General features: G+C 25.8%; 30 protein-coding genes. 1 reads left to right on the forward strand and 29 read right to left on the reverse strand.

The annotated features are described in order from the left end of the window. Positions 1-40: 40 nt before the first annotated feature. From ACFIJ5_RS11135 to dapF, 14 genes are all read right to left on the reverse strand, one after another. Complete coding sequence (locus ACFIJ5_RS11135) at positions 41-448, reverse strand: CD1247 N-terminal domain-containing protein (RefSeq protein WP_379807000.1); 408 nt, start codon at positions 446-448, stop codon at positions 41-43. A gap of 47 nt (positions 449-495) precedes the next feature. Continuing rightward, positions 496-1,053, reverse strand: coding sequence for an elongation factor P (gene efp / locus ACFIJ5_RS11140; RefSeq protein WP_379807002.1), 558 nt, complete (start codon positions 1,051-1,053; stop codon positions 496-498). A 171-nt stretch (positions 1,054-1,224) separates the two neighbouring features. Further along, the gene (locus tag ACFIJ5_RS11145) at positions 1,225-1,629 is read right to left on the reverse strand and encodes a hypothetical protein (RefSeq protein ID WP_379807004.1); all 405 of its coding nucleotides are present in this window, start codon (positions 1,627-1,629) and stop codon (positions 1,225-1,227) included. Next, entirely contained in the window at positions 1,626-2,093 is a 468-nt protein-coding gene (locus tag ACFIJ5_RS11150; protein ID WP_379807006.1) for a hypothetical protein, read from the reverse strand. Before ACFIJ5_RS11150 ends, ACFIJ5_RS11145 begins: the two co-directional genes overlap by 4 nt. Further along, positions 2,081-2,818, reverse strand: coding sequence for a hypothetical protein (locus ACFIJ5_RS11155; protein WP_404660471.1), 738 nt, complete (start codon positions 2,816-2,818; stop codon positions 2,081-2,083). Before ACFIJ5_RS11155 ends, ACFIJ5_RS11150 begins: the two co-directional genes overlap by 13 nt. Before the next feature lie 16 nt (positions 2,819-2,834). Then, positions 2,835-3,419 (reverse strand): hypothetical protein, encoded by a 585-nt coding sequence (locus ACFIJ5_RS11160; protein WP_379807010.1) that lies wholly within the window; start codon positions 3,417-3,419, stop codon positions 2,835-2,837. Further along, positions 3,398-3,928 (reverse strand): prepilin-type N-terminal cleavage/methylation domain-containing protein, encoded by a 531-nt coding sequence (locus ACFIJ5_RS11165; protein ID WP_379807012.1) that lies wholly within the window; start codon positions 3,926-3,928, stop codon positions 3,398-3,400. Before ACFIJ5_RS11165 ends, ACFIJ5_RS11160 begins: the two co-directional genes overlap by 22 nt. Further along, entirely contained in the window at positions 3,925-4,413 is a 489-nt protein-coding gene (locus ACFIJ5_RS11170; protein WP_379807014.1) for a hypothetical protein, read from the reverse strand. The genes ACFIJ5_RS11165 and ACFIJ5_RS11170 overlap by 4 nt, the downstream gene beginning before the upstream one ends. Next, entirely contained in the window at positions 4,397-4,885 is a 489-nt protein-coding gene (locus tag ACFIJ5_RS11175; protein WP_379807016.1) for a type II secretion system protein, read from the reverse strand. Before ACFIJ5_RS11175 ends, ACFIJ5_RS11170 begins: the two co-directional genes overlap by 17 nt. Continuing rightward, complete coding sequence (locus ACFIJ5_RS11180; RefSeq protein WP_379807018.1) at positions 4,872-5,348, reverse strand: prepilin-type N-terminal cleavage/methylation domain-containing protein; 477 nt, start codon at positions 5,346-5,348, stop codon at positions 4,872-4,874. The genes ACFIJ5_RS11175 and ACFIJ5_RS11180 overlap by 14 nt, the downstream gene beginning before the upstream one ends. Positions 5,349-5,374: 26 nt before the next feature. After that, complete coding sequence (locus ACFIJ5_RS11185; protein ID WP_379807020.1) at positions 5,375-6,556, reverse strand: type II secretion system F family protein; 1,182 nt, start codon at positions 6,554-6,556, stop codon at positions 5,375-5,377. Between the two features lie 280 nt (positions 6,557-6,836). Then, complete coding sequence (locus tag ACFIJ5_RS11190; RefSeq protein ID WP_379807022.1) at positions 6,837-8,372, reverse strand: GspE/PulE family protein; 1,536 nt, start codon at positions 8,370-8,372, stop codon at positions 6,837-6,839. Between the two features lie 119 nt (positions 8,373-8,491). Next, a complete protein-coding gene (locus ACFIJ5_RS11195) occupies positions 8,492-9,598 on the reverse strand; it encodes a hypothetical protein (protein ID WP_379807024.1) in 1,107 nt (368 codons plus the stop codon). Beyond that, the gene (gene dapF / locus ACFIJ5_RS11200) at positions 9,599-10,417 is read right to left on the reverse strand and encodes a diaminopimelate epimerase (RefSeq protein WP_379809596.1); all 819 of its coding nucleotides are present in this window, start codon (positions 10,415-10,417) and stop codon (positions 9,599-9,601) included. A gap of 183 nt (positions 10,418-10,600) precedes the next feature. On the opposite strand from dapF, the gene ACFIJ5_RS11205 reads away from it, so the two are divergent. Then, positions 10,601-12,346: an Rqc2 family fibronectin-binding protein gene (locus ACFIJ5_RS11205; RefSeq protein WP_379807026.1), complete on the forward strand. Its 1,746-nt coding sequence runs from the start codon at positions 10,601-10,603 to the stop codon at positions 12,344-12,346. 46 nt (positions 12,347-12,392) lie between these two features. Here the strand turns inward: ACFIJ5_RS11205 and ACFIJ5_RS11210 are convergent, their stop codons facing one another. The 15 genes from ACFIJ5_RS11210 to ACFIJ5_RS11280 all read right to left on the reverse strand — a co-directional run bounded on the left by ACFIJ5_RS11210 (position 12,393) and on the right by ACFIJ5_RS11280 (position 22,775). Next, positions 12,393-13,526, reverse strand: a complete 1,134-nt coding sequence (locus ACFIJ5_RS11210; protein WP_379807028.1) for a THUMP domain-containing class I SAM-dependent RNA methyltransferase — start codon at positions 13,524-13,526, stop codon at positions 12,393-12,395. A 75-nt stretch (positions 13,527-13,601) separates the two neighbouring features. Then, complete coding sequence (gene pyrR / locus ACFIJ5_RS11215; RefSeq protein WP_379807030.1) at positions 13,602-14,138, reverse strand: bifunctional pyr operon transcriptional regulator/uracil phosphoribosyltransferase PyrR; 537 nt, start codon at positions 14,136-14,138, stop codon at positions 13,602-13,604. Between the two features lie 17 nt (positions 14,139-14,155). Continuing rightward, a complete protein-coding gene (locus tag ACFIJ5_RS11220; RefSeq protein WP_379807032.1) occupies positions 14,156-15,070 on the reverse strand; it encodes an RluA family pseudouridine synthase in 915 nt (304 codons plus the stop codon). Further along, a complete protein-coding gene (gene lspA, locus ACFIJ5_RS11225) occupies positions 15,063-15,515 on the reverse strand; it encodes a signal peptidase II (protein WP_379807034.1) in 453 nt (150 codons plus the stop codon). Before lspA ends, ACFIJ5_RS11220 begins: the two co-directional genes overlap by 8 nt. Positions 15,516-15,532: 17 nt before the next feature. Then, complete coding sequence (locus ACFIJ5_RS11230) at positions 15,533-16,153, reverse strand: TraR/DksA C4-type zinc finger protein (protein WP_379807036.1); 621 nt, start codon at positions 16,151-16,153, stop codon at positions 15,533-15,535. 75 nt (positions 16,154-16,228) lie between these two features. Further along, complete coding sequence (gene aroF / locus ACFIJ5_RS11235; protein WP_379807038.1) at positions 16,229-17,032, reverse strand: 3-deoxy-7-phosphoheptulonate synthase; 804 nt, start codon at positions 17,030-17,032, stop codon at positions 16,229-16,231. An 11-nt stretch (positions 17,033-17,043) separates the two neighbouring features. After that, a complete protein-coding gene (locus tag ACFIJ5_RS11240; protein ID WP_379807040.1) occupies positions 17,044-17,736 on the reverse strand; it encodes a 5'-methylthioadenosine/adenosylhomocysteine nucleosidase in 693 nt (230 codons plus the stop codon). A gap of 260 nt (positions 17,737-17,996) precedes the next feature. Continuing rightward, positions 17,997-18,632 carry a DivIVA domain-containing protein gene (locus ACFIJ5_RS11245; protein WP_379807042.1) on the reverse strand — a complete coding sequence of 212 codons (636 nt, stop codon included), beginning with the start codon at positions 18,630-18,632 and terminating at the stop codon, positions 17,997-17,999. A 19-nt stretch (positions 18,633-18,651) separates the two neighbouring features. Further along, positions 18,652-19,428 (reverse strand): YlmH family RNA-binding protein, encoded by a 777-nt coding sequence (locus ACFIJ5_RS11250; protein WP_379807044.1) that lies wholly within the window; start codon positions 19,426-19,428, stop codon positions 18,652-18,654. Between the two features lie 18 nt (positions 19,429-19,446). Then, on the reverse strand, positions 19,447-19,710 hold the full coding sequence (locus ACFIJ5_RS11255) for a YggT family protein (protein ID WP_379807046.1): 264 nt from the start codon (positions 19,708-19,710) through the stop codon (positions 19,447-19,449). Positions 19,711-19,724: 14 nt separating this feature from the next. After that, a complete protein-coding gene (locus tag ACFIJ5_RS11260) occupies positions 19,725-20,171 on the reverse strand; it encodes a cell division protein SepF (protein WP_379807048.1) in 447 nt (148 codons plus the stop codon). 12 nt (positions 20,172-20,183) lie between these two features. Continuing rightward, a complete protein-coding gene (locus tag ACFIJ5_RS11265) occupies positions 20,184-20,843 on the reverse strand; it encodes a YggS family pyridoxal phosphate-dependent enzyme (protein ID WP_379807050.1) in 660 nt (219 codons plus the stop codon). A 113-nt stretch (positions 20,844-20,956) separates the two neighbouring features. Next, a complete protein-coding gene (locus ACFIJ5_RS11270) occupies positions 20,957-21,682 on the reverse strand; it encodes a DUF881 domain-containing protein (protein ID WP_379807052.1) in 726 nt (241 codons plus the stop codon). Positions 21,683-21,692: 10 nt separating this feature from the next. Then, positions 21,693-22,034 (reverse strand): small basic family protein, encoded by a 342-nt coding sequence (locus ACFIJ5_RS11275; protein WP_379807054.1) that lies wholly within the window; start codon positions 22,032-22,034, stop codon positions 21,693-21,695. Positions 22,035-22,046: 12 nt separating this feature from the next. Further along, positions 22,047-22,775 (reverse strand): DUF881 domain-containing protein, encoded by a 729-nt coding sequence (locus ACFIJ5_RS11280; RefSeq protein WP_379807056.1) that lies wholly within the window; start codon positions 22,773-22,775, stop codon positions 22,047-22,049. Positions 22,776-22,783: the final 8 nt, after the last annotated feature.

Raw genomic sequence — 22,783 nt, forward strand, 5'->3', positions numbered from 1 at the left:
AAGCTATTGGATTTCCAATAGCTTTTTTACGGTTATATGATTATTCAGCTTTGGTACTTTCTTCATCTTCAAGTACTATACCATAGCGACAATTAGGACATTCTAATTTTGTTTTATCATCAAATAAACTTTTTTCTATATATATGGGTTCTCCACAATTAGGACATTCTAATTCCTTAAAATCATCTTCATTGTAATCAGATCCATCATCTATATCGTCATATACTCCATAAATTTCATCTTCAACATCACTCAAATCATTATCAATTTGATTGATATATTCTTTTAAATTCTTGTTTTCTTCATTGATACGACAAAGCTCATCACTTATGTCAAATAAAACACTACCGATTTCACAAATAACTTTACCTTCTTTTGTTTCGCTATCAATGCCTAAACCATCTATTAGTCCATTTAAATATGACACTTTTGATTTAATAGATTTCATATAACCACTTCCTTAATAAGTAATGTTAGCACATTTATTATTATGTACTAAACTCTTTCCATATATTCACCTGTTCTTGTATCTACTCTTATCACTTGACCTTCATTGACAAATAATGGTACTTGAACATTTGCTCCTGTTTCTAATTTTGCTGGTTTCATTACATTTGTAGCTGTATTTCCTTTAGCACCTGGTTCTGTTTCTACTATTTGTAATTCAACAAAGTTTGGTGCTTCAACTGAGAAAGCTTCATTTTTATAAAATTTAATAACTGCAAACATATTTTCTTTTAAGAATTTTATAGCATTTTCAACTTGCTCATAGTTTAAAGGTATTTGTTCAAATGTTTGTTGATCCATGAAATAATATAATTCTCCATCAGAATATAAATATTGCATTTCTTTTCTTTCAATAACAGCTTCTTGAAGTTTTTCTGTTGGGTTAAATGTTTTTTCAACTACTCCACCAGAAATAACATTTTTTAATTTAGTTCTTACGAAAGCTGCTCCTTTACCTGGCTTAACATGTAAGAATTCTACTACTGTAAAAACTTGTCCATCTAATTCAAAAGTTGTTCCTTTTCTTAAATCTCCTGCTGAAATCATCCAGTATCCCTCCAAAATCAATTAATTCATTATATATTATAACCTTTTATAGGTACTTAATACAACTAAAATTACATGTATATTAGTTCTTTAGTATATAACTAAACCACTGTTATTTTATCAAAAGTCTTTCATATTTGCAAATTTTTCTTCACTTATACTTTGTTCTTTCTATTTATAAAACTCCATACACATTTTTATTAAATTTTTATTTTTGTTAAAATTTAACTTATTTATCCTATAAAAATTTTGTTTTTTAACAAAATTTTGTATCTCACAATATAAACTTTTAATATCTTTATTATACTCAATCTCTATATTAAAAAACTTATCATCATTGCCCATAAGGTTTATACTTTTTATGTTAAAGTTTTTTGAATTATATATTTCTTTCAATACATCACTATATCTACAACTTATATTTTTCTTTTTATTGTCTCTTTTATAACATGTACTTGTGTTAAATCTATCTTTAACCTTAGTAATTTTTTTCTCCACATTTATATTATAATACATTAATCCAAAACAAATAATTAAACATATCATTAGTATCAATAAAGCTTTTCTTCTTATCATTTCACCACTTCCACTGTTATATTAAACTCATTACTAGTTTTGCTGCATGGAACTGTTAAATCTACTATTCTATATTTATTATCATTTTCTATTTTTTTAATAAAATCAAAATAAGTATTTATATGTTGAATTTTTAGTTTTAAATTAATATAATTTTTTTCCAATATAGTATTTTCAAAAATAATTTCACCTTTATAATCATGTTCCATTTCTAAAAATGCCTCCATGCTCATCAAAATACTTGTATCTTTAACCATTTTTGTTGTTTTGTTAGTATCTGCTTGTTTTTGTATACTTTCATGCCTATGGGTTAAAGTATTTAATTTATTTCTTAAATTTATGGATTTTATAAACAATATTGCACTTACTATTAACAACACTACTATTATATTTTTTACTATTGAATTAATTTTTCTTGTCTTATTATTTTTATACCATTGTGGCAAAAAATTTATCTTCTCCATATTGTACCTCTCCAACTTCTCAATAAATAACTTAATATTTCTTTTCCGTCATACTTTAATTCTTTGCAATTATATTTTTTAGAAATCTTTGACTTAATATTTTCAAATTGAAAGTTTACTAAATATATATTTTCTAATACTTGATTAAAGTTTATATGACTTTTTAGTATATAGTTAAATTCATTAAAAAATTCTTCTTCATTTCCATTGAAATCTTTCATTATAGTATTGTACAGCATATATTTTTTTAAAATATCAATAATATATAAGTTAGAATTATAATAAAAAATCATAATATAGTTAACTTCTTTTATATACTTTTTAAAATAGTTCAAAAAAACAAATTGAATTAAATTCACTCCTTTTATTTTTGTATTACTATTTATATAATTTTTAAAAGGATTAAGGGTTTTTGAATTAATACAAAATACTATTATTTCATAGCTAGTATTTAATTCTTTGGATATTACATAATCAAATATTAAATCCTCTATGTTTTTAAAATAAAACCTTAACTCATTTTTTACTATTGTATAAATTTTATTCTTTTTAACCTTAGGAATAGTCAGAAGTTTAATATATACTCTCTCACCCTCAACTACTAAATATAGATTTCTATTTTTTAAATCTACATTGACATCTTTAAGATTTTTTAACTTTTGATTATTTATTATAGATAGATTTCTATCGTTTATTTCTAATATGGTATTCTTCTTAAAAATCAATTCCTTTCCACCTTCTTTAAATATTCTTAGAAAATACATAATTAAACTTTATATTTTCACCTTCTACAATACATTCATATATATCAACTACACAGGAATCACCATCTTTTAAATTTGGTATTTGAAAACAATTTTTAACAGACTGTTCTGAAATTTTCGAATATTTATCACAATAATCTATAAAATCACATTCATTTTTTATTTGCTCAATCTTTTCTGCTTTAAAATACTGCTTCATAGAAACATCCATACCATTTTGTATATATTTTATTAATTCATTTACTTTTTTTGATTTTGGTACCTCATTTGACTTTTTTAGTTCTTTCTTTTCTAATTCTTCCTTTTTAAAATATTCGTTTATAGTATTATTATCTAATGGCTTAACATTTGCTAGTATATATGCTTTTAATTTAGTTAAAATATATTCTCTTTTGTCTACTTCTAAATCTTTTTTCTTGAAAAAATCCATTTTATAATTATTTACTTTTTTATTATCCATTTCTATTAAAAAGCAATATGTAGCCATATTTAATAACAGCATTCCTACAAGCATTACATAAACTAAAATAAACCCTTTTTTTAATTTCTTACACCTATACATCCATAACACCTTCGTCCTGCATCATCCACGATACATAAATACATTACATTATCTTGCTTAGTCACTGTAAATTCTTTTACTCCCTCTTGAAGTATGTTTGCACCTATTACTTCCCAGCCACTAACTATTTTTTCTTTATAAGTAATTTTTAACTTATCTACATCAAGTGTAATTATTTTTCTTTTATTTAAATCTTTTGTAAAATGTTTATCATTTTCCTTATCATCACAATAAGTTATTACTATATTTTTTATATTATCTCTATTAATTTGTTCATCTGATGTTCTTTTATTAACTTCCACATTAACTTCCACATTAGCTCTATTTTTAGTTAATCTCTCAATTATATTTATAGTAGCTTTGCTTGAAGAATTAACTTGACTGGAATAGATATATTTTTTATATTTATTTGTTTGTGTAACTATAGTTTTAGTTATTGAAATAAGTATAGTACTTATAATGCTTAAAGTTATCACTACTTCTATTAATGTAAATCCTTTTTTTCTCATTTATAATTCCCCTTAATAAATTCTGTCCCTATATTTCTATTTTCATCGAAATAATAACTTATTTTTATTTTAACTATTTCATCATTTTGTAACTTATTAATATCAATTTCAATATGTGGATAACTGTACTCTTGATTTTTATCTTTACGTTTTATAATATTAATCAAATTTCCCTCTTTAAGTAAATCAAACTTTATATTTTCGTTACATATATACAATTTACTATTATTATTTTCATCATTTTCATTATGATTTTTATTTAACTCAATGACTTCATTAAAAGAAAAATTATTTAATAAATTTAGTTTTACTCCTTGTAAAAATGATGCAGAATTATTAATATCATTATTTTTTTTCATTAAATTTAAAGTATTTACATATACTTTAACTGCCATAAAAAATAAAATTGAAAATATGCACACACTACATATTACTTCTGCTGTACAAAATCCTCTTAGTTTTCTATTCTTATTTAACTCTAACATAATCACTTCCCACACAAATAGTAATATCCCTAGTTTGAGGTAAAATTTTTATTGTTATAGTTCCACAATTACTACACACACCATCTCTAGCTATTATTAATGTATCTTCTGAAAGATTTGTGGAACATTTGATTTCATTACTTAACTTTAATAAACTAATTTCATCAAAAGCTATCTTAAACTTAAATTCATTATGTTCTTCATCATATATTACTTTCCCATCTATACAATTAGTTTTGCAATACTCCCTGCAGCAATTAATATAGCTTGCTATTTTATTATGATAATAATGAATTTTAGTGCTTTTATTAAATTTACCTATATTTTTAATTCCTATAGAACCAATACATACTATACATCCCAAAATAGATATAGCAACTATAACTTCTATTAAAGTAAATCCTTTCTTCTTCAGTATGTTTTCACTTATTAAACTTTTATTATTTTTAATATTAATATCATTCTTTCTCATATACTCTTCTCACAGCCTTAATACTATTTGTTGTCCTTTGCTCTTCTGGTCCCACTTCTTCTACATCACATATCTTATCTTTTTTATCATTAATTTTAACTATACACCTATACTCCTTTTTATTATTCAAATAATTAGTAGTTACCTTGTTACATGAATTTTCATTTGAAATTCCTATACTTTTAATATTATTAATACCAATATTTAGTGAATTAGCTATTTCACTTCTTAATTTATCTTTAGTTTCTTTTGATGCCCCTTCCTTTAGTTCCTCTTTAAATTCATAATTCACAACACATAATTGTATTTGCCTTCCTAAATTTAATGCTGTTTCTTTTTCTGCATACTGTTTATATTTTAAATACTTAGGTGCAGCAATCATTGCTATTATAGAAATAATTGATAGTACTATGACTAATTCAATTAAGGTAAACCCTTTTTTATTAAATTTTAACCTTAACATTATATTAATTCCTTTCTAAAATTTATTTACATAGAAATTATACTGGTCATATTCATAATTGGTAAAAATATTGATATTATAGTAAAACCTACAAAAACTGATACTAATATTATCATTATAGGTTCAATTAATCTTAAAACTCTTTCCAATACATCCTTAAAATCATTTTTTATAATAGTTTCTATTTTTTTCAATGCTGAATCTAACTTTCCACTTACTTCACCACTTGCAATCATAGAAACAACAAATGGTTGAAATATTTCTATTTCTTTTATAGAATCAGCTATTCCCATACCTTTATTGATTTTTTCCAGCATAGAAGAATATTTATTTTTCAAAAGATAGTTGTCCGTAGTTTTAATAATTATATCTAAAGACTTTGTGATATTCACTCCACTATTTAATAATATAGAAAGGCTTTGTACATATTTTATTTCTTCTTTTTTATAAAACAAAGTTCTAACTATAGGCATCTTAAATTTTATTTTATCTATGATTTGTAAATTTTTATTACTTTTAAGCAAAAACAATATTAAGATCAATATAATTGGAAATAACACTAAAAAAGACTTATTAAATATTTTCATAAATATCACAGTTATTAATGGTAATTTTACTCCCATAGACATAATACTTTCAGTAAAAGCAGGAACTACTTTCATAATTAAAAAAACAGTCATACAGATAGTTGTTATAAATACAAAGATGGGATAAATAAGTGATGATACTAATTTCTTTTTAATTTCGTATTTATAATAATAGTATCTGTGTAATTTTTTAAATACTCCTTCTAAATTTCCACTTTCTTCTCCCACTTTTACCATTGTTGTTAGAAATACTGGAAATATATCTTTAAATCCACTCATACTTTCATATAAACTTTTTCCTTGTTGAAGTTCTTCTTTTATTGTATTTACGCTTTCTTTTAATCTTTGATTTGTACATTGATAATTTATAATATTAAGTGACTCTACGATAGGTATACCAGAAGTTATCAATTCATATAATTGTTCACAAAATTCATATATATCTCTTAATGAAACTTTTTTTCTCACTATAGATTTCAAACTATTTATTTCCCTATAATAAGTAAGAAAAAAACCTTTATTCCTTATGGTATAATACAATTCTTCTACACTATTACATACATAATTTCCTTTTATTTCTTGTCCATATATGTTTTTCCCTTTATAACAATACTTTTTCATTTCTTCACCTTATTATTTTCAACTCAACTTTCACAACAAAAATACTGTCTAGCGAAGGGAAATGATATATTGCGTAAGAAACATTTGAACAAAGTTTACAAGTTCTTAGCTTTGCGAATTTGAAAAAAGTTATTTTTTAATTACTGATTCCTACGGAATATTAATTAAAAAATCTTTTTTCAACATGAGTAAAGCTTAGAACTTGTTACTGAAGTGAAAGGTTTCTAAGCAATCTATCATTTCCCGTAGCGGCTGTTTTTCATATGCGAAAGTTGAATTTTTAATTTACACTTTTAAGCACTTCCTCGTAGGTTGTAACTCCTTTTCTTACTAATTCTAAGCCATTATCTATAAGTGAAATCATTCCTTGATCTTTTATATATTTTTTTAACAGCTTAGTATCTTTCATATCTCTTATAAATTCTTTTAACTTTTCATCTACAACCATAACTTCACACACTACAGTTCTTCCACTGTATCCAGTATTATTGCATTTATCACAACCGGTTCCTTTATATAAAAACTCACCTTCACATAAATTAATTTTCTTCTTTTCATAATCATTTGGAATATATTTTTTCTTACAGTTAGGACAAATTTTTCTTACTAATCTCTGTGCTATTACAGCTACAAGAGTATCTGCTATAAGATAATTTTCTACACCCATATTCATTAACCTTAGTATAGAACTTACAGCATCCTTAGTATGCAGTGTAGACAATACTAAATGTCCTGTCATAGCAGATTTCACTGCAATTTCTGCTGTTTCTCTATCTCTTATCTCTCCAAGCATTATTACATCAGGGTCTTGTCTTAAAATACTTCTAAGTCCAGTTGCAAATGTTAATCCTGCTTTTTTATTAACATTTACTTGATTTATATATGGCATATCATACTCAACTGGATCTTCAATAGTAGTAATATTATTTTCTTGTTTGTCAAGTTCATTTAACATGGCATATAAAGTGGTAGATTTCCCACATCCAGTAGGTCCAGTTACAAGAATCATTCCTTTAGAATATTTAATACATTTTTTTATTGTTTCATAATTTTTATTGTTATACCCAAGAGAGTTTAATGAACTATTACAACAATTTTTATGTAAAATCCTAAGTACAATTTTCTCTCCATTTATTGTTGGGAGTGTTGAAACTCTAATATCATATTTTTTATTATTTAAATCATAAAGGATTTTACCATCACCTGGTATGAATATTTTAGAAATATCCATATTAGAAATTATTTTTATTCTTTTACAAATAAATTCGAAAATATTTTTTGTTATCTCTGTAAATTTAATCAATATACCATCTATTCTAAATCTAATTAATACTATATCCTTTAAAGGTTCAATATGTATGTCACTAGCATTCATTTTAATTGCTTCATTTATTATAAAATTTACTATCTTCACTGCTGGAGCTGTTTTTATATTTTGTTTATATTTATCACTTAATGTACTCATATAATTTGTTTGTTTTTCCATTTCTAACTCTTTAACTGCTTTATTAAAACTTTGATTTTCATAATATTTATCCATATAAGATTTTATTTTATATGGCTCTACTATATAAACTCTTACATCCTTTTGATATATGAATTTTATGTAGTTTATTATATCCTCATTTATAGTTTTACTTGATGCAACACATACCTTATTATCTTTTATGTCGAATGGGAAAACACCTAATTTATTTGCCATTTCTCTAGATATTTTTTTAACCACATCCATATTTATGTCATAACTATTTAAATCAACATAAGAACTATTTTTAATAAGATTAGACATATGTTTTAATTTAATGCCTCCTTCCATTTTATTACTTATTATTTATTTTTTCCTAATTATGCTTTCTTAATCACTTTCAAGCAAATTTTTTAGTGATAATTAAAAACAAAAGCTGCTGCAAAGGCTTTATGCCTTTGCAGCAGCTTTTATTTTTCACCATATATTCTATATATACCTGAATGATTGGTTATTAATCTAGTTGTATTATCTTTAAGATTATACAAATAAACATCATTGTCCTTATTTTCTAAATTAACCCCTCCAAAAATCACATTATAATCCTTATCCATAACTAATCCAGCTTTTTCATCCACACTTTTAGGTAAATCATAAGTTATTCTTTCAATTTTTGTGTTTTGTAAATCTAATTTATATAATGCCGTATCATTCTCACCAAAAATTTTTCCTAAAAAATATACTACATTATTCTTACTATCAAACACAGATTTATATATTTGCTTAATACTATTACTTAATACTGTTTTTTTGTTTTTTTCAGAGTCAAAATAACACACTCTACTTTCTTCTTCGCTATTTTCTAAAAACAACACTCCCTTATTTTCTATAGGGAAAAAATACATGCAGTATCCGTCTATATTGTCATAATAAACCTTCTCTTGTTTACTTCTTAAATCATACTTATAAATTTTATTTGAATTTAATTTTCCTGGAATAGCTCCATAATACAATATTTCATCCTCATTTAACCATTGATATAAATTGCCTGATATAAGAACTTCACTATCTATTTTTATCTTTTTAAATTCTTTAATATCATATATAGACATTCCTTCTGCACTTGTTATAGTTTTATCTTTAAAACTCCTATATGCAATTTTCAGTCCATCTGAAGACATTTTTAAATCTGAATATAAAAAAGATTGGTTTAATATAACTTCATCATTACCTTTTTCAACTTTAATCTTATTATGAAGAACTCCTTCTTTATCAAAAGTATTCAATAAATATATATATACAGATTTATCTTTGTTATATAACAAACCACTTAAATCGTCTAATTTTCCGATATCACTCAATTTGTAGTCTTGTAAATTAAATATGTCATTTTCATTTCCTTTTTGACGCACTATAACTACATCAGAAAAATTCAAATGTTTTTTTGAACTTTGTTTGTTTTCCAGTTTTGATTCTTCCACAGTTGAATTAGAGATATCCTTCTTATCGCATGCTGTAAAATTGAAACTAATCATTCCCAATATTAGTGCTGCTATTAATTTCTTGGACGGTTTCATTTATATCTCACATTCTCCTTTAAACACACTTTCTGCACTTCCTGTCATAAATATGTCACCATCTTTTAATTCTATTATTAACTCTCCCCCTGGAATGTAAACTCTTACCTTTTTATTTAAAAGCCCTAATCTATTACCTGCTGCTACTGATGCACAACATCCTGTTCCACAGGCAAGAGTTGCTCCTGCTCCTCTTTCCCAAGTTTTTACTTTAATTTCATCTTTATTAAGTACTTCTATAAAGTTAACATTAGTTCCATCTTCGAATAATTCATACTTTTCTATATACTTGCCTTCATTTATATTGAATTCATCTAACTTTCCAAATATAGCAGTATGAGGAACACCCATTAATAATGATGTAATTTTATAATTTTTATTGTTTATTACAACTTCTTTATTAACTATTTCCTCACATGATTTTGATGGTATAGATTGCGGTTTAAAATTAGGTTTTCCCATATTAATAGTGATTTTTTTTACAACTTCATCTTCACTATCAATTAATACTTTCTTTATACCATCTCCAGTTTTTATATTAATCCTATTACCCTTTACTATTCCTTTTTCCAATACATACTTTGCAAAACACCTTATACCGTTGCCACACATTGCAGCATAAGAACCATCTGCATTAATTATTATCATTTCAATATCTGCTTCATCAGTATTTCTTACAACTAAAATACCATCAGCTCCTATACCAAAATGTCTATCACAAAGCTTTTTAGCCACATCATTCAAATCATTAATATTTTCATTCAAATCTTCAATTAGTATAAAATCATTTCCACATCCATGCATTTTAGTAAATTTTATATTTGACATTTTCTTCACCATCCTCATCCATAACTTGCATATTTTATTTTATCATAAAAAAATAAATATTACATATTATTTTAAATATACTTTATTAATGTTATACTAATGTATACGAAACTTTTGTTTAATACTTACTAAAATTTCATATTTTTATAAAAGTATTCAGAAAGGATGAACATTATGGCATTAGATGGAGTTTTTTTATATAGTATCATTAATGAACTAAAAAATACTATTATTGGATGTAAAGTTGACAAAATCAATCAACCTGAAAAAGATGAAATATTACTAAATATTAGAGGAAATAGATGTACAAATAAATTACTTATAAGTGCTAGCTCAAATTATCCAAGAATACAATTAACTAAAATATCAAAACAAAATCCATTAAAACCACCTCTATTTTGTATGATTTTAAGGAAATATTTAAATGGTTCAAAAATTATTGATATAAGACAATTGAATTGTGATAGACTTCTTTCAATTGATTTTCAAACAGTAGATGAGCTAGGGTTTGATAGTATTTATTCATTAATAATTGAAATAATGGGTCGTCACAGCAACATTACTTTAATAAGACAAAGAGATAATATAATTATGGATAGTGTTAAACATATATCTTCTGATATAAATACTTATAGAAAATTGTATCCTGGAATTGAATATGTTTTTCCACCTGAATCCCATAAATTAAATCCTTTGGATTTTAATTTTGATGAGTTCAAATCTTTTATAAGTGAAAATTCAATTGATTTTTCGGAAATATGTTTTGCTAAAATCTTTACAGGTATAAGCAAACAATTATCTAAAGAATTATTTTATAGAAGTACTAATTCTAAATTAGACTTATCCTGTGATAATATAAAAAATTTATATGATTATTTAACTGAAATTTTTCAATGCATAAAAACTAATAAATTTAACTTTGTATGCTACAGTGATTTAAATAACTATGTAAAAGATTTTCACTGCATTGAATTAACTATTTTAAAAGACATGTTTAACAAAACAGTATATGATTCACCTTCCTATTTGATAGAACACTATTATTATCAAAAGGATAAAAATGATAGACTTAAAAATAGAAGTGCAGATTTACAAAAATTAATTCATACAAATTTAGATAGATGTAATAAAAAAGTTAAAATTCTAAACAAAACATTACAAAAATGTAAAAGTAAAGGTGAATATAAACTTTTTGGCGAACTTTTAACTGCAAATATATATAATATAAAAAAGGGTGATACTAAAACTAAGGTATTAAACTACTATAGTTCAGAATCCGAATATATAACTATCAAATTAGATGAAAATAAAACCCCTTCTGAAAATGTACAAAATTATTATAAAAAATATAATAAGCTAAAAACTTCAGAGCGAATGGCTAATATTCAATTAGAAATTACTGAAAAAGAAATCAGTTACTTGGAGTCAGTTTTAACTAATATAGAAAATGCTGAATCCTATGACGAAATTGATGAAATAAAAAAAGAATTAATCGAAACAGGTTACTTAAAATTTAAAAAACATTCTAAAGGAAATAAAAAGAAAAAGTCTCAACCTTTACACTTTATTTCAAGTGATGGTTCACACATATATGTAGGAAAAAACAATTTACAAAATGATTTTTTAACATTAAAGTTTGCAAGAAAAAGTGATATTTGGATGCATACTAAAAATATACATGGCTCACATGTTATCATTAAAAATGATGGAAATATTAGTGGTAAAACTTTGGAGGAGGCCGCTTCAATAGCTGCGTACTACAGTAAAGCAAAAAATTCAACAAAAGTTCCTATAGATTATACTGAAGTTAAAAACGTAAGAAAACCGTCTGGTGCTAAACCAGGAATGGTTATTTACTACACTAACAAAACTATATATATTGATCCTAAAAAACCTGAATTAGAAATGTTACTTAAATAAAAAAAATGCTGTTGTAAGCTTTATTTAAACCTACAACAGCATTTTTTTATTCTTTCTTCTTTTTAGGAAGTTCTCTAAAGTATTGATAATAATAACATTTTATTCTTCCATTATAGAGTTTTCTATTTTTATCTGCTTTCTTACCAAAATTCCTTTGGAAATTCTCATTTGAAGTTATTATAAAAAATGACCAAGTATCATTTTCCTTGTATAATTTTCCCATAGTTCTATATATATCTTCTATAGATTCCTTATCTCCTATTCTTTCACCATAAGGAGGATTACATATAACACATGCATATTTCTTTTGTGAACTAAACTCTTGAATAGGCATCCTTTGGAAATGTATATACTCGAAAACTTCAGCCTGTTGAGAGTTTCTTCTAGCAGTTTTTAAAACTCTTCCATCTATATCATATGCTAATATTTTGACTTCCTTATCATTAATTTTTTTCCTAGCATATTCTCTAGTTTCATCCCATATTCTTCTTGGAATTTGAGGCCAAGTTTCAGAAACAAAATTTCTATTTATCCCTGGAGCTATATTTTTTCCAATTAGAGCTGCTTCAATAGCAATAGTTCCTGAACCACAACATGGGTCAATTAACATTCTAGAATTATCCCACTTACTTAAAAGCACTAAAGCTGCTGCCAAAGTTTCTTTTAGTGGGGCTTCTCCTGCTCTTTCTCTATATCCTCTTTTATGTAATCCAGGACCTGATGTATCAACTGTTAAAGTTACTACATCTTTTAGTAATGCTACCTCTATTTTATATACTGGTCCATTTTCTTCAAACCAATCTTTTTTATATTTTCTTTTCATAGACTCAACTACAGCTTTTTTTACAATACTTTGACAATCTGGTACACTAAAAAGTTTTGACTTAATAGATTTACCTACAATATGCATAACACCATTTTCAGGTATTAAATCTCCCCAATTTACTTTTAAAGTACCTTGATACAATTCTTCAAAACTTTCTGCTTTAAATTCTGCCATTTTAAGAAGTACTCTATCTGCTGTTCTTAACCAAATATTACAAAGTGCAATATCATATTCGTCTCCCTCAAAAACAACTTTACCATTTTCTACTTTTAAAATTTCATATCCTAAACTTTTTAGTTCTTTTGCTACTACCGATTCAAGACCGAAAGTAGATGTAGCTATAAGTTCATACATTTTAACTATCACTCCTATTTAAAATAAAAATATTTACATTAATTAAGGTACACCTCTAGGTGTACCCATTACCTATTATTTTTCATATATATTTACCAAGTCTTCACCATCAATTTCTGAAACTTCCACAGAAACTAACTCTTTTTTAGCAGTTGGTATATTTTTTCCTACATAATCAGCTCTTATTGGTAGTTCTCTATGTCCTCTATCTACAAGCACAGCAAGTTGTATTCTCTCGGGTCTTCCATGATGTATGACTGCATCAATAGCAGCTCTCGCTGTTCGTCCTGTATAAAGCACATCATCTACTAAAATTACAATTTTATTTTTTACCCCAATACCCATTTCTTCATTATTTACTATAGGTTGTTCATCTAGTGCAGTTAAATCATCACGATATAATGTTATATCCACATTTCCAACTGGTACTTTTACCCCTTCTATTTCTTCGATAAGTTTTGCAATTCTCTTTGCTATTGGATATCCTCTTCTTTTTATTCCCACTAAAATTACATTTTCAATACCTTGATTCTTTTCTATAATTTCATGTGATATTCTTGTTAAAGTTCTTTTGATAGAATTTTCATCTAACAAGGTTGTTTTTATCTTCACTCATACCGCCTCCCATATTATAAAATTTTTTCTAACTTTTTAATAACATCCTCAAAATATTGTGGAAGAGGAGTAGAAAATTCTACATAAGTTTCTGTTGAAGGATGAATAAATCCTAACTTATGTGCATGAAGTAGTTGACCATTTAATTTAAACTTTTGTTTCTTATACCCATATACAGGATCTCCTACAAGTGGATGTCCAATATACGCCATATGTACTCTTATTTGATGAGTTCTTCCAGTTTCTAAAATACATTTAATAAGTGTATTTGACTTAAATCTTTTTATTACTTCAAAATGTGTAACAGCACGTTTCCCATTCTGTACAACCGCCATTTTAATTCTTTCTTTAGGATGTCTACCCACTGGTTCATTTACTATTCCTTCTTCATCCTTAACATTTCCTTCTACTAAAGCAATATACTCCCGTACCATTGAATGGTCCTTAAGCTGATTTGCTAAACTATTATGTGCAAAATCATTTTTAGCTACTACCAAAATTCCAGATGTATCTTTATCTATTCTATGTACAATACCAGGTCTCATAACACCATTTATGCCTGATAAATCATCACAATGGCTTAATAATGCATTTACCAAAGTACCACTATACACTCCAGGAGCTGGATGAACAATCATACCTTGAGATTTATCTACTACTATTACATCTTTATCCTCATACAATATGTTTAATTTTATAGGTTCTGGTTTAACATTTAACTCCATAGGTTGTGGAATTTCTATACTTATTTCATCATTTTCTTTTAATTTATAATTGCTTTTTTTAATGGTTGAATTAATTTTTGCATTACCATTTTTTATCAATTTTTGAATGTAAGACCTTGATTTATCTTTTATTTCAGAAGAAAGAAATACATCTAATCTCATATCTTCAAATTCTTTGTCTACTTTAAATATATATTTATTCATTCTTATCTTCCTTTATTAAATAAATTATTAATAAAAATGTACCTATACATACTAAAATATCAGCTACATTAAATACTGGATAGTAATATATATCTTTATAATGAAGTAATATAAAATCTATAACATATTTGTAATATATTCTATCTATGAAGTTTCCTACAGCACCAGCTATTATTAAAGATAAACTCCATCTTAATATTGTTGATTTAGGCTTTTTTACTACTATATAATATATCATAATACCTAAAACAACTAAAGTAATTATACTTAAAAAAAACAATTTATTCTTTAATATACCAAAGGCAGCCCCTTTATTTTCTAAATAATAAAAACTAAAATAGTTTTCTATTATTTTTATTTCTCCTATTTTTGATAAACTATTAGTAGCCCAAATCTTGGTTAATCTATCCACTAATATTCCTAAGAAGATAATAATTATTTCCATACCCATCCCCCAATTTACTAGTCTGGTAACTGATTCTTATATTGCATATTACTTACGCGTTCTACAGATTCAACATATCCTTCTTCAGCATTGTAATCATCATAATCATAATACTCACTAATATTATATAGTCTATTAAATCTTTCTACACTTTGATAAGAATCTTCAGCATCAAATTCAATTTTATCATTTAAATCATTATATCCATATCCGAAAGGTTTTCCTAGCACACTTTCTTCTACACACCTGTTTCTATCAGAAGTATTTAATCTATCATTAATTTCTTTTTGACATTTAGCACAGTATTGAGTATATGGTATAAATTCTAATCTTTCCCTTAAGATATCTTTATGACACATTTTACATGTACCATAAGTACCTTTTTCTACATCATCTAATGAATTATCTATTTTTTTTAGGATAGACATTTCATGATCTTTAAATGCCAATCCTCTTTCTTTGTCATATAAGTTTCCTGCTGCATCTGCAGGATGATTATCATAATTAGATAATTCATTTTCCATGTCTCTATTAGAATTTATAGTATCATTTTTCTTCATTGTATATAAAAGTTGTTCTATATATTCCTTTTGATTTATTAATTTTTCTTTAAAATATTTTAAATCCTTATCATTCATAATAACATCTCCTTATAAAACAAATAAGTCTTTTAGTTATTTTTTCATAAGAAGAAGTTTTTTATTACACATATATTACTTTAAATATTTTATGTATGTTTTTATATTTTCTATTATACTTTCTACTGTCTTTATGGATACTGTTTGTCTTGCATCTGAAACAGCATTATCAGGATAAACATGACTCTCTATAATAAGTCCATCACACCCTGCTGTTATTGAAGATATTGACATTATTGGAACCAGTTCCCTAAGTCCAGTACCATGACTAGGATCAACTATAATAGGTAATCTATACTTTTGTTTTATTACTGCAACAGCATTTAAATCAAGAGTATTTCTAGTATACTTCTCAAATGTTCTTATTCCTCTTTCACATAAAATAACATTTTCATTACCACATGACATTATATATTCAGCTGCATACAACCATTCTGAAATAGTGGCACTCATTCCTCTTTTAAGCACAATAGGAACCTTAACTTTACCTAATTCTTTAAGCAAACTATAATTATACATATTTCTAGAACCAACCTGTATTATATCTAAATATTCCAAAGATTTTTCAATATCTTTTGTATCCATTATTTCAGAAACTACAGGCATATCAACTTCTTTACCTACTTTACTCAAGATTTCTAAACCTTCAAATCCTAAACCTTGAAAATCATATGGAGAAGTTCTAGGCTTAAATGCTCCTCCTCTTAATATATCTACTCCTATTTTTTTCAACTGTTTTGCAATTTCTATCATAGTATCGTAATTTTCTACAGAACACGGACCTGATATTACTACAGGCTTATCTCCACCAATTACAACATTTCCTACTTTAATTTTAATATTTTCTCCACTACATTTTTCTACTAATAAATTTTTCATTAAATAATCACCTACATGATACTTAGCATATTTTTTAATATATTACATGAATTTTCTACTGCAATATTTTTAAACTCTTCATAATCTATATGTGCATCATTACACGCATTATCTGAAATAGATCTTATTACTACAAAAGAAATATTGTTCAAATAACAAACTTGTGCAATACTTGCACCTTCCATTTCACATGCAAGAGCTTTGAATTCTTCATGAAACCATTTAATTTTGTTAATATCATCTATAAATTGATCTCCTGAAACAATTCTACCAATAAATGATTTATGATCTATTACATTTTTACAAGCTTCCTTTGCTTTTTGTACCATACTTCTATCACATTTAAAATCAAATGTATCTAATCTAGGAATTTGTCCAATCTTATCCCCAAATGCAGAGGTATCCATATCATGTTGAACCAAACTATCCCCTATAACAATATCACCAGGACGTATTTCTTCTCCAATTCCTCCTGCAATACCTACATTTATAACTGCATCAACATTAAAGTCATCAATTAATATTTGAGTACATACTGCTGCATTTACTTTACCTATCCCACTTCTCACTACAACAACTTTTTTATCCCAAAGTTGTCCTAATTTAAATTCCATATTAGCTTTTATTTCAGTTCTTTCAATATCTAAATTATTTACTAAAATCTCCACTTCCTCATCCATCGCACCAATAATTCCTATAACCATTTTTATTCCTCCATATTAATCATTTATGATACTTACCTATGTATTTATCACTCTATTTACGTTAAATAGAATACAAAATCAAATAATAATTGTCAAATTTACTTATATTTTTGACTATATAATTATTTTAATATACCTATTTAAATATACTATTTTATGAACTTATTGTAAAGTGAAACACATTTTAAAAAAATGCAAAATAAAAATGGTAATACTTTACCCATACAGAATAAATAAAGTATTACCATACTTTTTTATAATTATTCTTCGTTTGCAAAAAAGCTTTTTATTTCATTTAAATTATCTTCTGCAAAACTTTCTTTTTCAATATCCTTTGCCTTGAAATCATTTTTATCTTCATTGATTTTAGTATTATCCAAATCATTACCATATTCAATGTCTTTTTCAACCATTTGATCTACTGGCTTACCAATATTATAATTTTTTACAAAATCTTTTTCTAAGCTTTGAAACATTTCAAGTTGACTATTCATAAAGTTTCTAAACTTACTTGTAAATTTAGCAAACTCTTGTTTAATTCTATCATAATCATCATTTATTTTAACTACATCGTTGTGAGCTTTATCTAAAATTCTTTGTGCAGAATCATTAGCATTTTTTATTATTAAATCAGCTTCCTTCTGAGCAGTTTTCTTAGCTTGATCTGCTGCATTTTGTGCCAAAATCAAGGTATTTTGAATAGTTGATTCTATTTTAGCATAATGCTGAATTTTATCATTTACAACTTCTAATTTATCTTTTAAAGATCCATTTTCCTTATATAGTTTTTCATAATCTTCATATAAGAGCTCTAAAAAATCTTCTACATCATCGATATCATATCCTCTAAAGCTCCTTTTAAATTCTTTATTTTTTACATCAATTGGAGTTAACAAATTGATCACCTCATAATATTTAGATAAATTTTTTGACTAATACTTTTATTTTACCTTTTTGTGTAAATCCAACTTGCTTATCAATTTTAAATTTTCCATACCCTCGTATAGTTAATATGAAATTTTCTCTTAATTCCACATCCTTTTTGTTAGTACAAGCATAGTCGATTAACACTTTACCATTTTTAATTAACTCAACACTTTTACTTCTTGATATATTACAAAGACGTGATACAAAAGCATCTAAACGATTTGAATTCATTATAATTATCTTATCTTCAAAATCATAACAAGGTATACTACTTTCTCTCATGTCAACCTTCTGTACTAAGCAAGGACTACTACCTATACTTTGTAAATTATATATTATATAATCACTTACATCACTACTAACCGCTGCGTAACATGTTTTTCCTTCTAAAATTAAATCTCCTAATTTTTCACGTTTTATTCCTAATCCTAATATCGCTCCTAAAAAATCCTTATGTTTTATATTAGTAAAAGATGATTTTAACTTAATCTTCAAAAGATCTAAAGGATATTCAAGTTCACTATAAAAATCATTAGAAAAAGCTAACATACGTCTTTCACTTTCCTCAAATATCCCAAAGCAATATGTATTTATGTTAAAACTACCTCTCATCTCAAGTAGTCTTTTCCATATATTAGGCGTATAAAACTCAGAACAATATATAACTTTTGGAATTTTATTTGCCAAAATAATTTTATCATAAATATTAGATAAAATTATTTTATCGGCATTATTAAAACTATTAATAAATTTATCTTTATTCATTTCAACATCCTTACTAAACTAAAAAGTTATTAAAAGAGTATATATAACCCTTCTTAAAATTGCTATAATAAATAATGCAATTATTGGTGAAAAATCAATCATAAGATTAGGAATTAATTTTTGTTGAATAATTCTTCCCGGGCGAAGAAATGGTTCCGTTATTGTATGTAGGATACTCGTTAATTGATTTTCTCTTCTTTGTGGTATCCAAGATAAAATTACTTCTATAAGTATTGCATATTCGATAACCCTAAATAGTATATTTACAAAGTAAATAAACATAAAGTCCTCCATTTCTATTTAGTAAAATTAAATATCCCCTTAGTTGATAATTCGCGTTTTAATTCATTACTAACTGATACATTTGATGGAGATAATAAATATATATTTTTTTCAATTTCTTGAAGTCCACCATCTAAAACGTAACAAGCTCCACCTATAAAATCTAATATACGCTGTGCAACTTTACTTTCTAAGTTACTAGTATTTACAACTACAATTTTTCTATTCTTCAAATCATCACAAATATCTGCTGCTTCATCAAAATCAGTTGGCTTTATTATTACAACTTTTGCAGATGATGCTGTGTGTATATTTACTATCTTATTTTGCTTTTGAGAATTCAACTCAACAGCTTCTACTTCATCTTCTTGTGAGTTATCATTTTCTTCCTGCTCTAATTCATCATAGTCATCTTCAAAACCAAATAGTCCCATTACTTTATTCATAACTTTACCTGACATCACAACAACCTCCTATTTATATTTTCTAGGCCCAAAAATGCCTTGACCTACTCTTACCATATTTGAACCTTCTTCTACTGCAATTTTATAATCTCCTGACATTCCCATAGACAATATATCCATGCTAATGTTTTGGTATGATTTTTCTTTAAGTTTGTCAAAAATCAACTTTGCTTTTTTAAAATAGTGTTTACATTGTTCATTTGTTCCCTTTGGTATTATGCACATTAATCCTTTAATTTTTACATTTTTACACTTTTCACATGCTTGTAATAAATCTTGTAATTCTTCCTCATATATCCCTGATTTATTTTCTTCTCTTCCGATATTTATTTCTATAAGCATATTTGCAATTAAATTTTCCTTACCATATCTTTTTTCTATTTCATTGAGTAATCTTACACTATCTAATGATTGTATTAAATCTACTTTCCCTACAATATATTTAACCTTATTTCTTTGAAGATGTCCTATAAAATGCCATCTTACATCTTTATGAAATTTTTCTGTTTTATTTATAAGTTCCTGAACTTTATTTTCACCAAAGTCTCTAACTCCTACTTCATAAGCATGTTCCATTTCATCAATATTGCGTGTCTTAGATACCGCAATTAGCTTAACATTATTATTTAAATTTTTTTCAATCCCTAATATGCTTTCCTCAATAGACAATTTTATCGCTCCCCAATTAAAACGTCTTAAATTTTCTTTACTATATACTATTCTTCATAAATTCTCAAATTCCTTCATATTCATTTAATAAAATTTAAAATTTAATTTAAATTTTATTTATTTTGAATAACTTCTCTAGCGTGTTTATAACTTTTTTGTCCTATGTATGCATTTATTTTAACATTATCCTTCATTTGGATATCCACCTTAATTTTTCTACCTACCATCATGCCTTTTAAATAGTTTTCATCCATAAGCATAAATTTATTTATTACTTCTTTATTTCCTATAGCCTTTATATAAAAAGGGGCTACTATTTTAATTCCATTAAAATTTATATAAGGCCCTCCACAATAATCATAATTTCCATCTATTACTCTTTGGCCATTTACTGATATAGCCTCTACACCTGCATTTTTCAAATCATTTAATAAAAACATAATATCATAATCGTGAATTAAATACAGCTTATCACTAGTTTCATTATATTCTTCTATTGCATCATTTAATCTTATTTCAATCCCCTGTCCCTCAACATCCGTCATGCCTAATTTAGTTTTATTCTCGTCTAATTCTTCTTGAATATCATTTGATATTTCATACTTATTTTTCTCACTGTATCTGTATTTTGAATATTTCGAGTTATATTCTTCATACTGTTTTCTAAGATTACTTATGTCATTGTATAACTTATTTCTCTCTGAATATGCATCTTGATATTGATCAACTGTTAAAAATTTAATATTTGTTTCCTTTTTAAAATTAATATTCAAAGATATTAATAATCCTAAAATTATAGATGCAACAAACACAAATATATGAATTTCGTTAGTTCTCATTTAATCACCTTCATTGATGTGTCTTAGCTTTTTCAATGAGTATTCTTCTTATAGTTGCGAAATTATCAAACATCCTGCTTCCAAAAACTATTACTGCTGCTAAATAAATTGGTAATCCTAACTTATCCCCAAGATATGCTAAAACAGCCGCAAGTACTGCATTACCAAAAAAACCTGAGATAAAAATGTCAACTCTAAACTGCTTTGATAAGTTAGCTTTAATAGCTCCAAAGACAGAATCTAAGCAAGCAAATATAGCAACAGAAATATATGGTGACAATTTATCTGGAATATTTATATTCCAAAATGCCCCTACTAATATACCTATAATTAATCCAATTAGAGCTATCATAAATATGTCCTCCTATTCTTTCTTCACAGTTTTAGCATAGTTAAATTTAAATACTTTACTACTTTTCTTTATTGAAATATCATCTTCTGAATTAAATTTCACTTCACAAAGCTCATATAAGTTAGCTGGTATCCCTCCTGGAAAACCCAATGTAGATTCTAAAACAGTTTTATCTCCTATAGCTTTAATAACTATTCTTTGTTTAGGAGAAATTTTATTACTACCATCTATAAGTATAGATCCTCCAGCATTTCTTATTCCACTGTTAAGTGTAAGCCTTATGTCATTTATAGATACAGCTTCTGCACCACTTGAATATAATTCATTAACTATGTATATTAAGTCTCTGTCATTTACTGCATTTGGTTCTGAACCTACTCCTACATTAAAAATATCACTTTTAGGAGTTAAATATAATACTATTCCTTCCCCTTTAACATCTGTTTCACCTAATAAAACTCTATAATTATCTAATTCATCCTTTAACCTTTTAGTAATGTCATCTCTTCCTACAGCTTTATTTTCGTACTCTCGTATTTTGTATTGTAAGTCATTTACCTTGTACTCTAATTTTTTCTTTTCCTTCTTCAACTTCTCAATTTCTACAACAATTTCAGGATTATTTTTGCTTGTATCAACACTTTGATTTCTTTTATTTATAACCTTAAGTTGATAGGTAACCATAAATCCTAATAAACAACATACCAAAGCTATAGAAACCTGCCCACTAACTTTTTTCATACTATTCC

The organism is Haloimpatiens myeolchijeotgali, assembly GCF_042688525.2.
Lineage (GTDB): Bacteria > Bacillota > Clostridia > Clostridiales > Clostridiaceae > Haloimpatiens.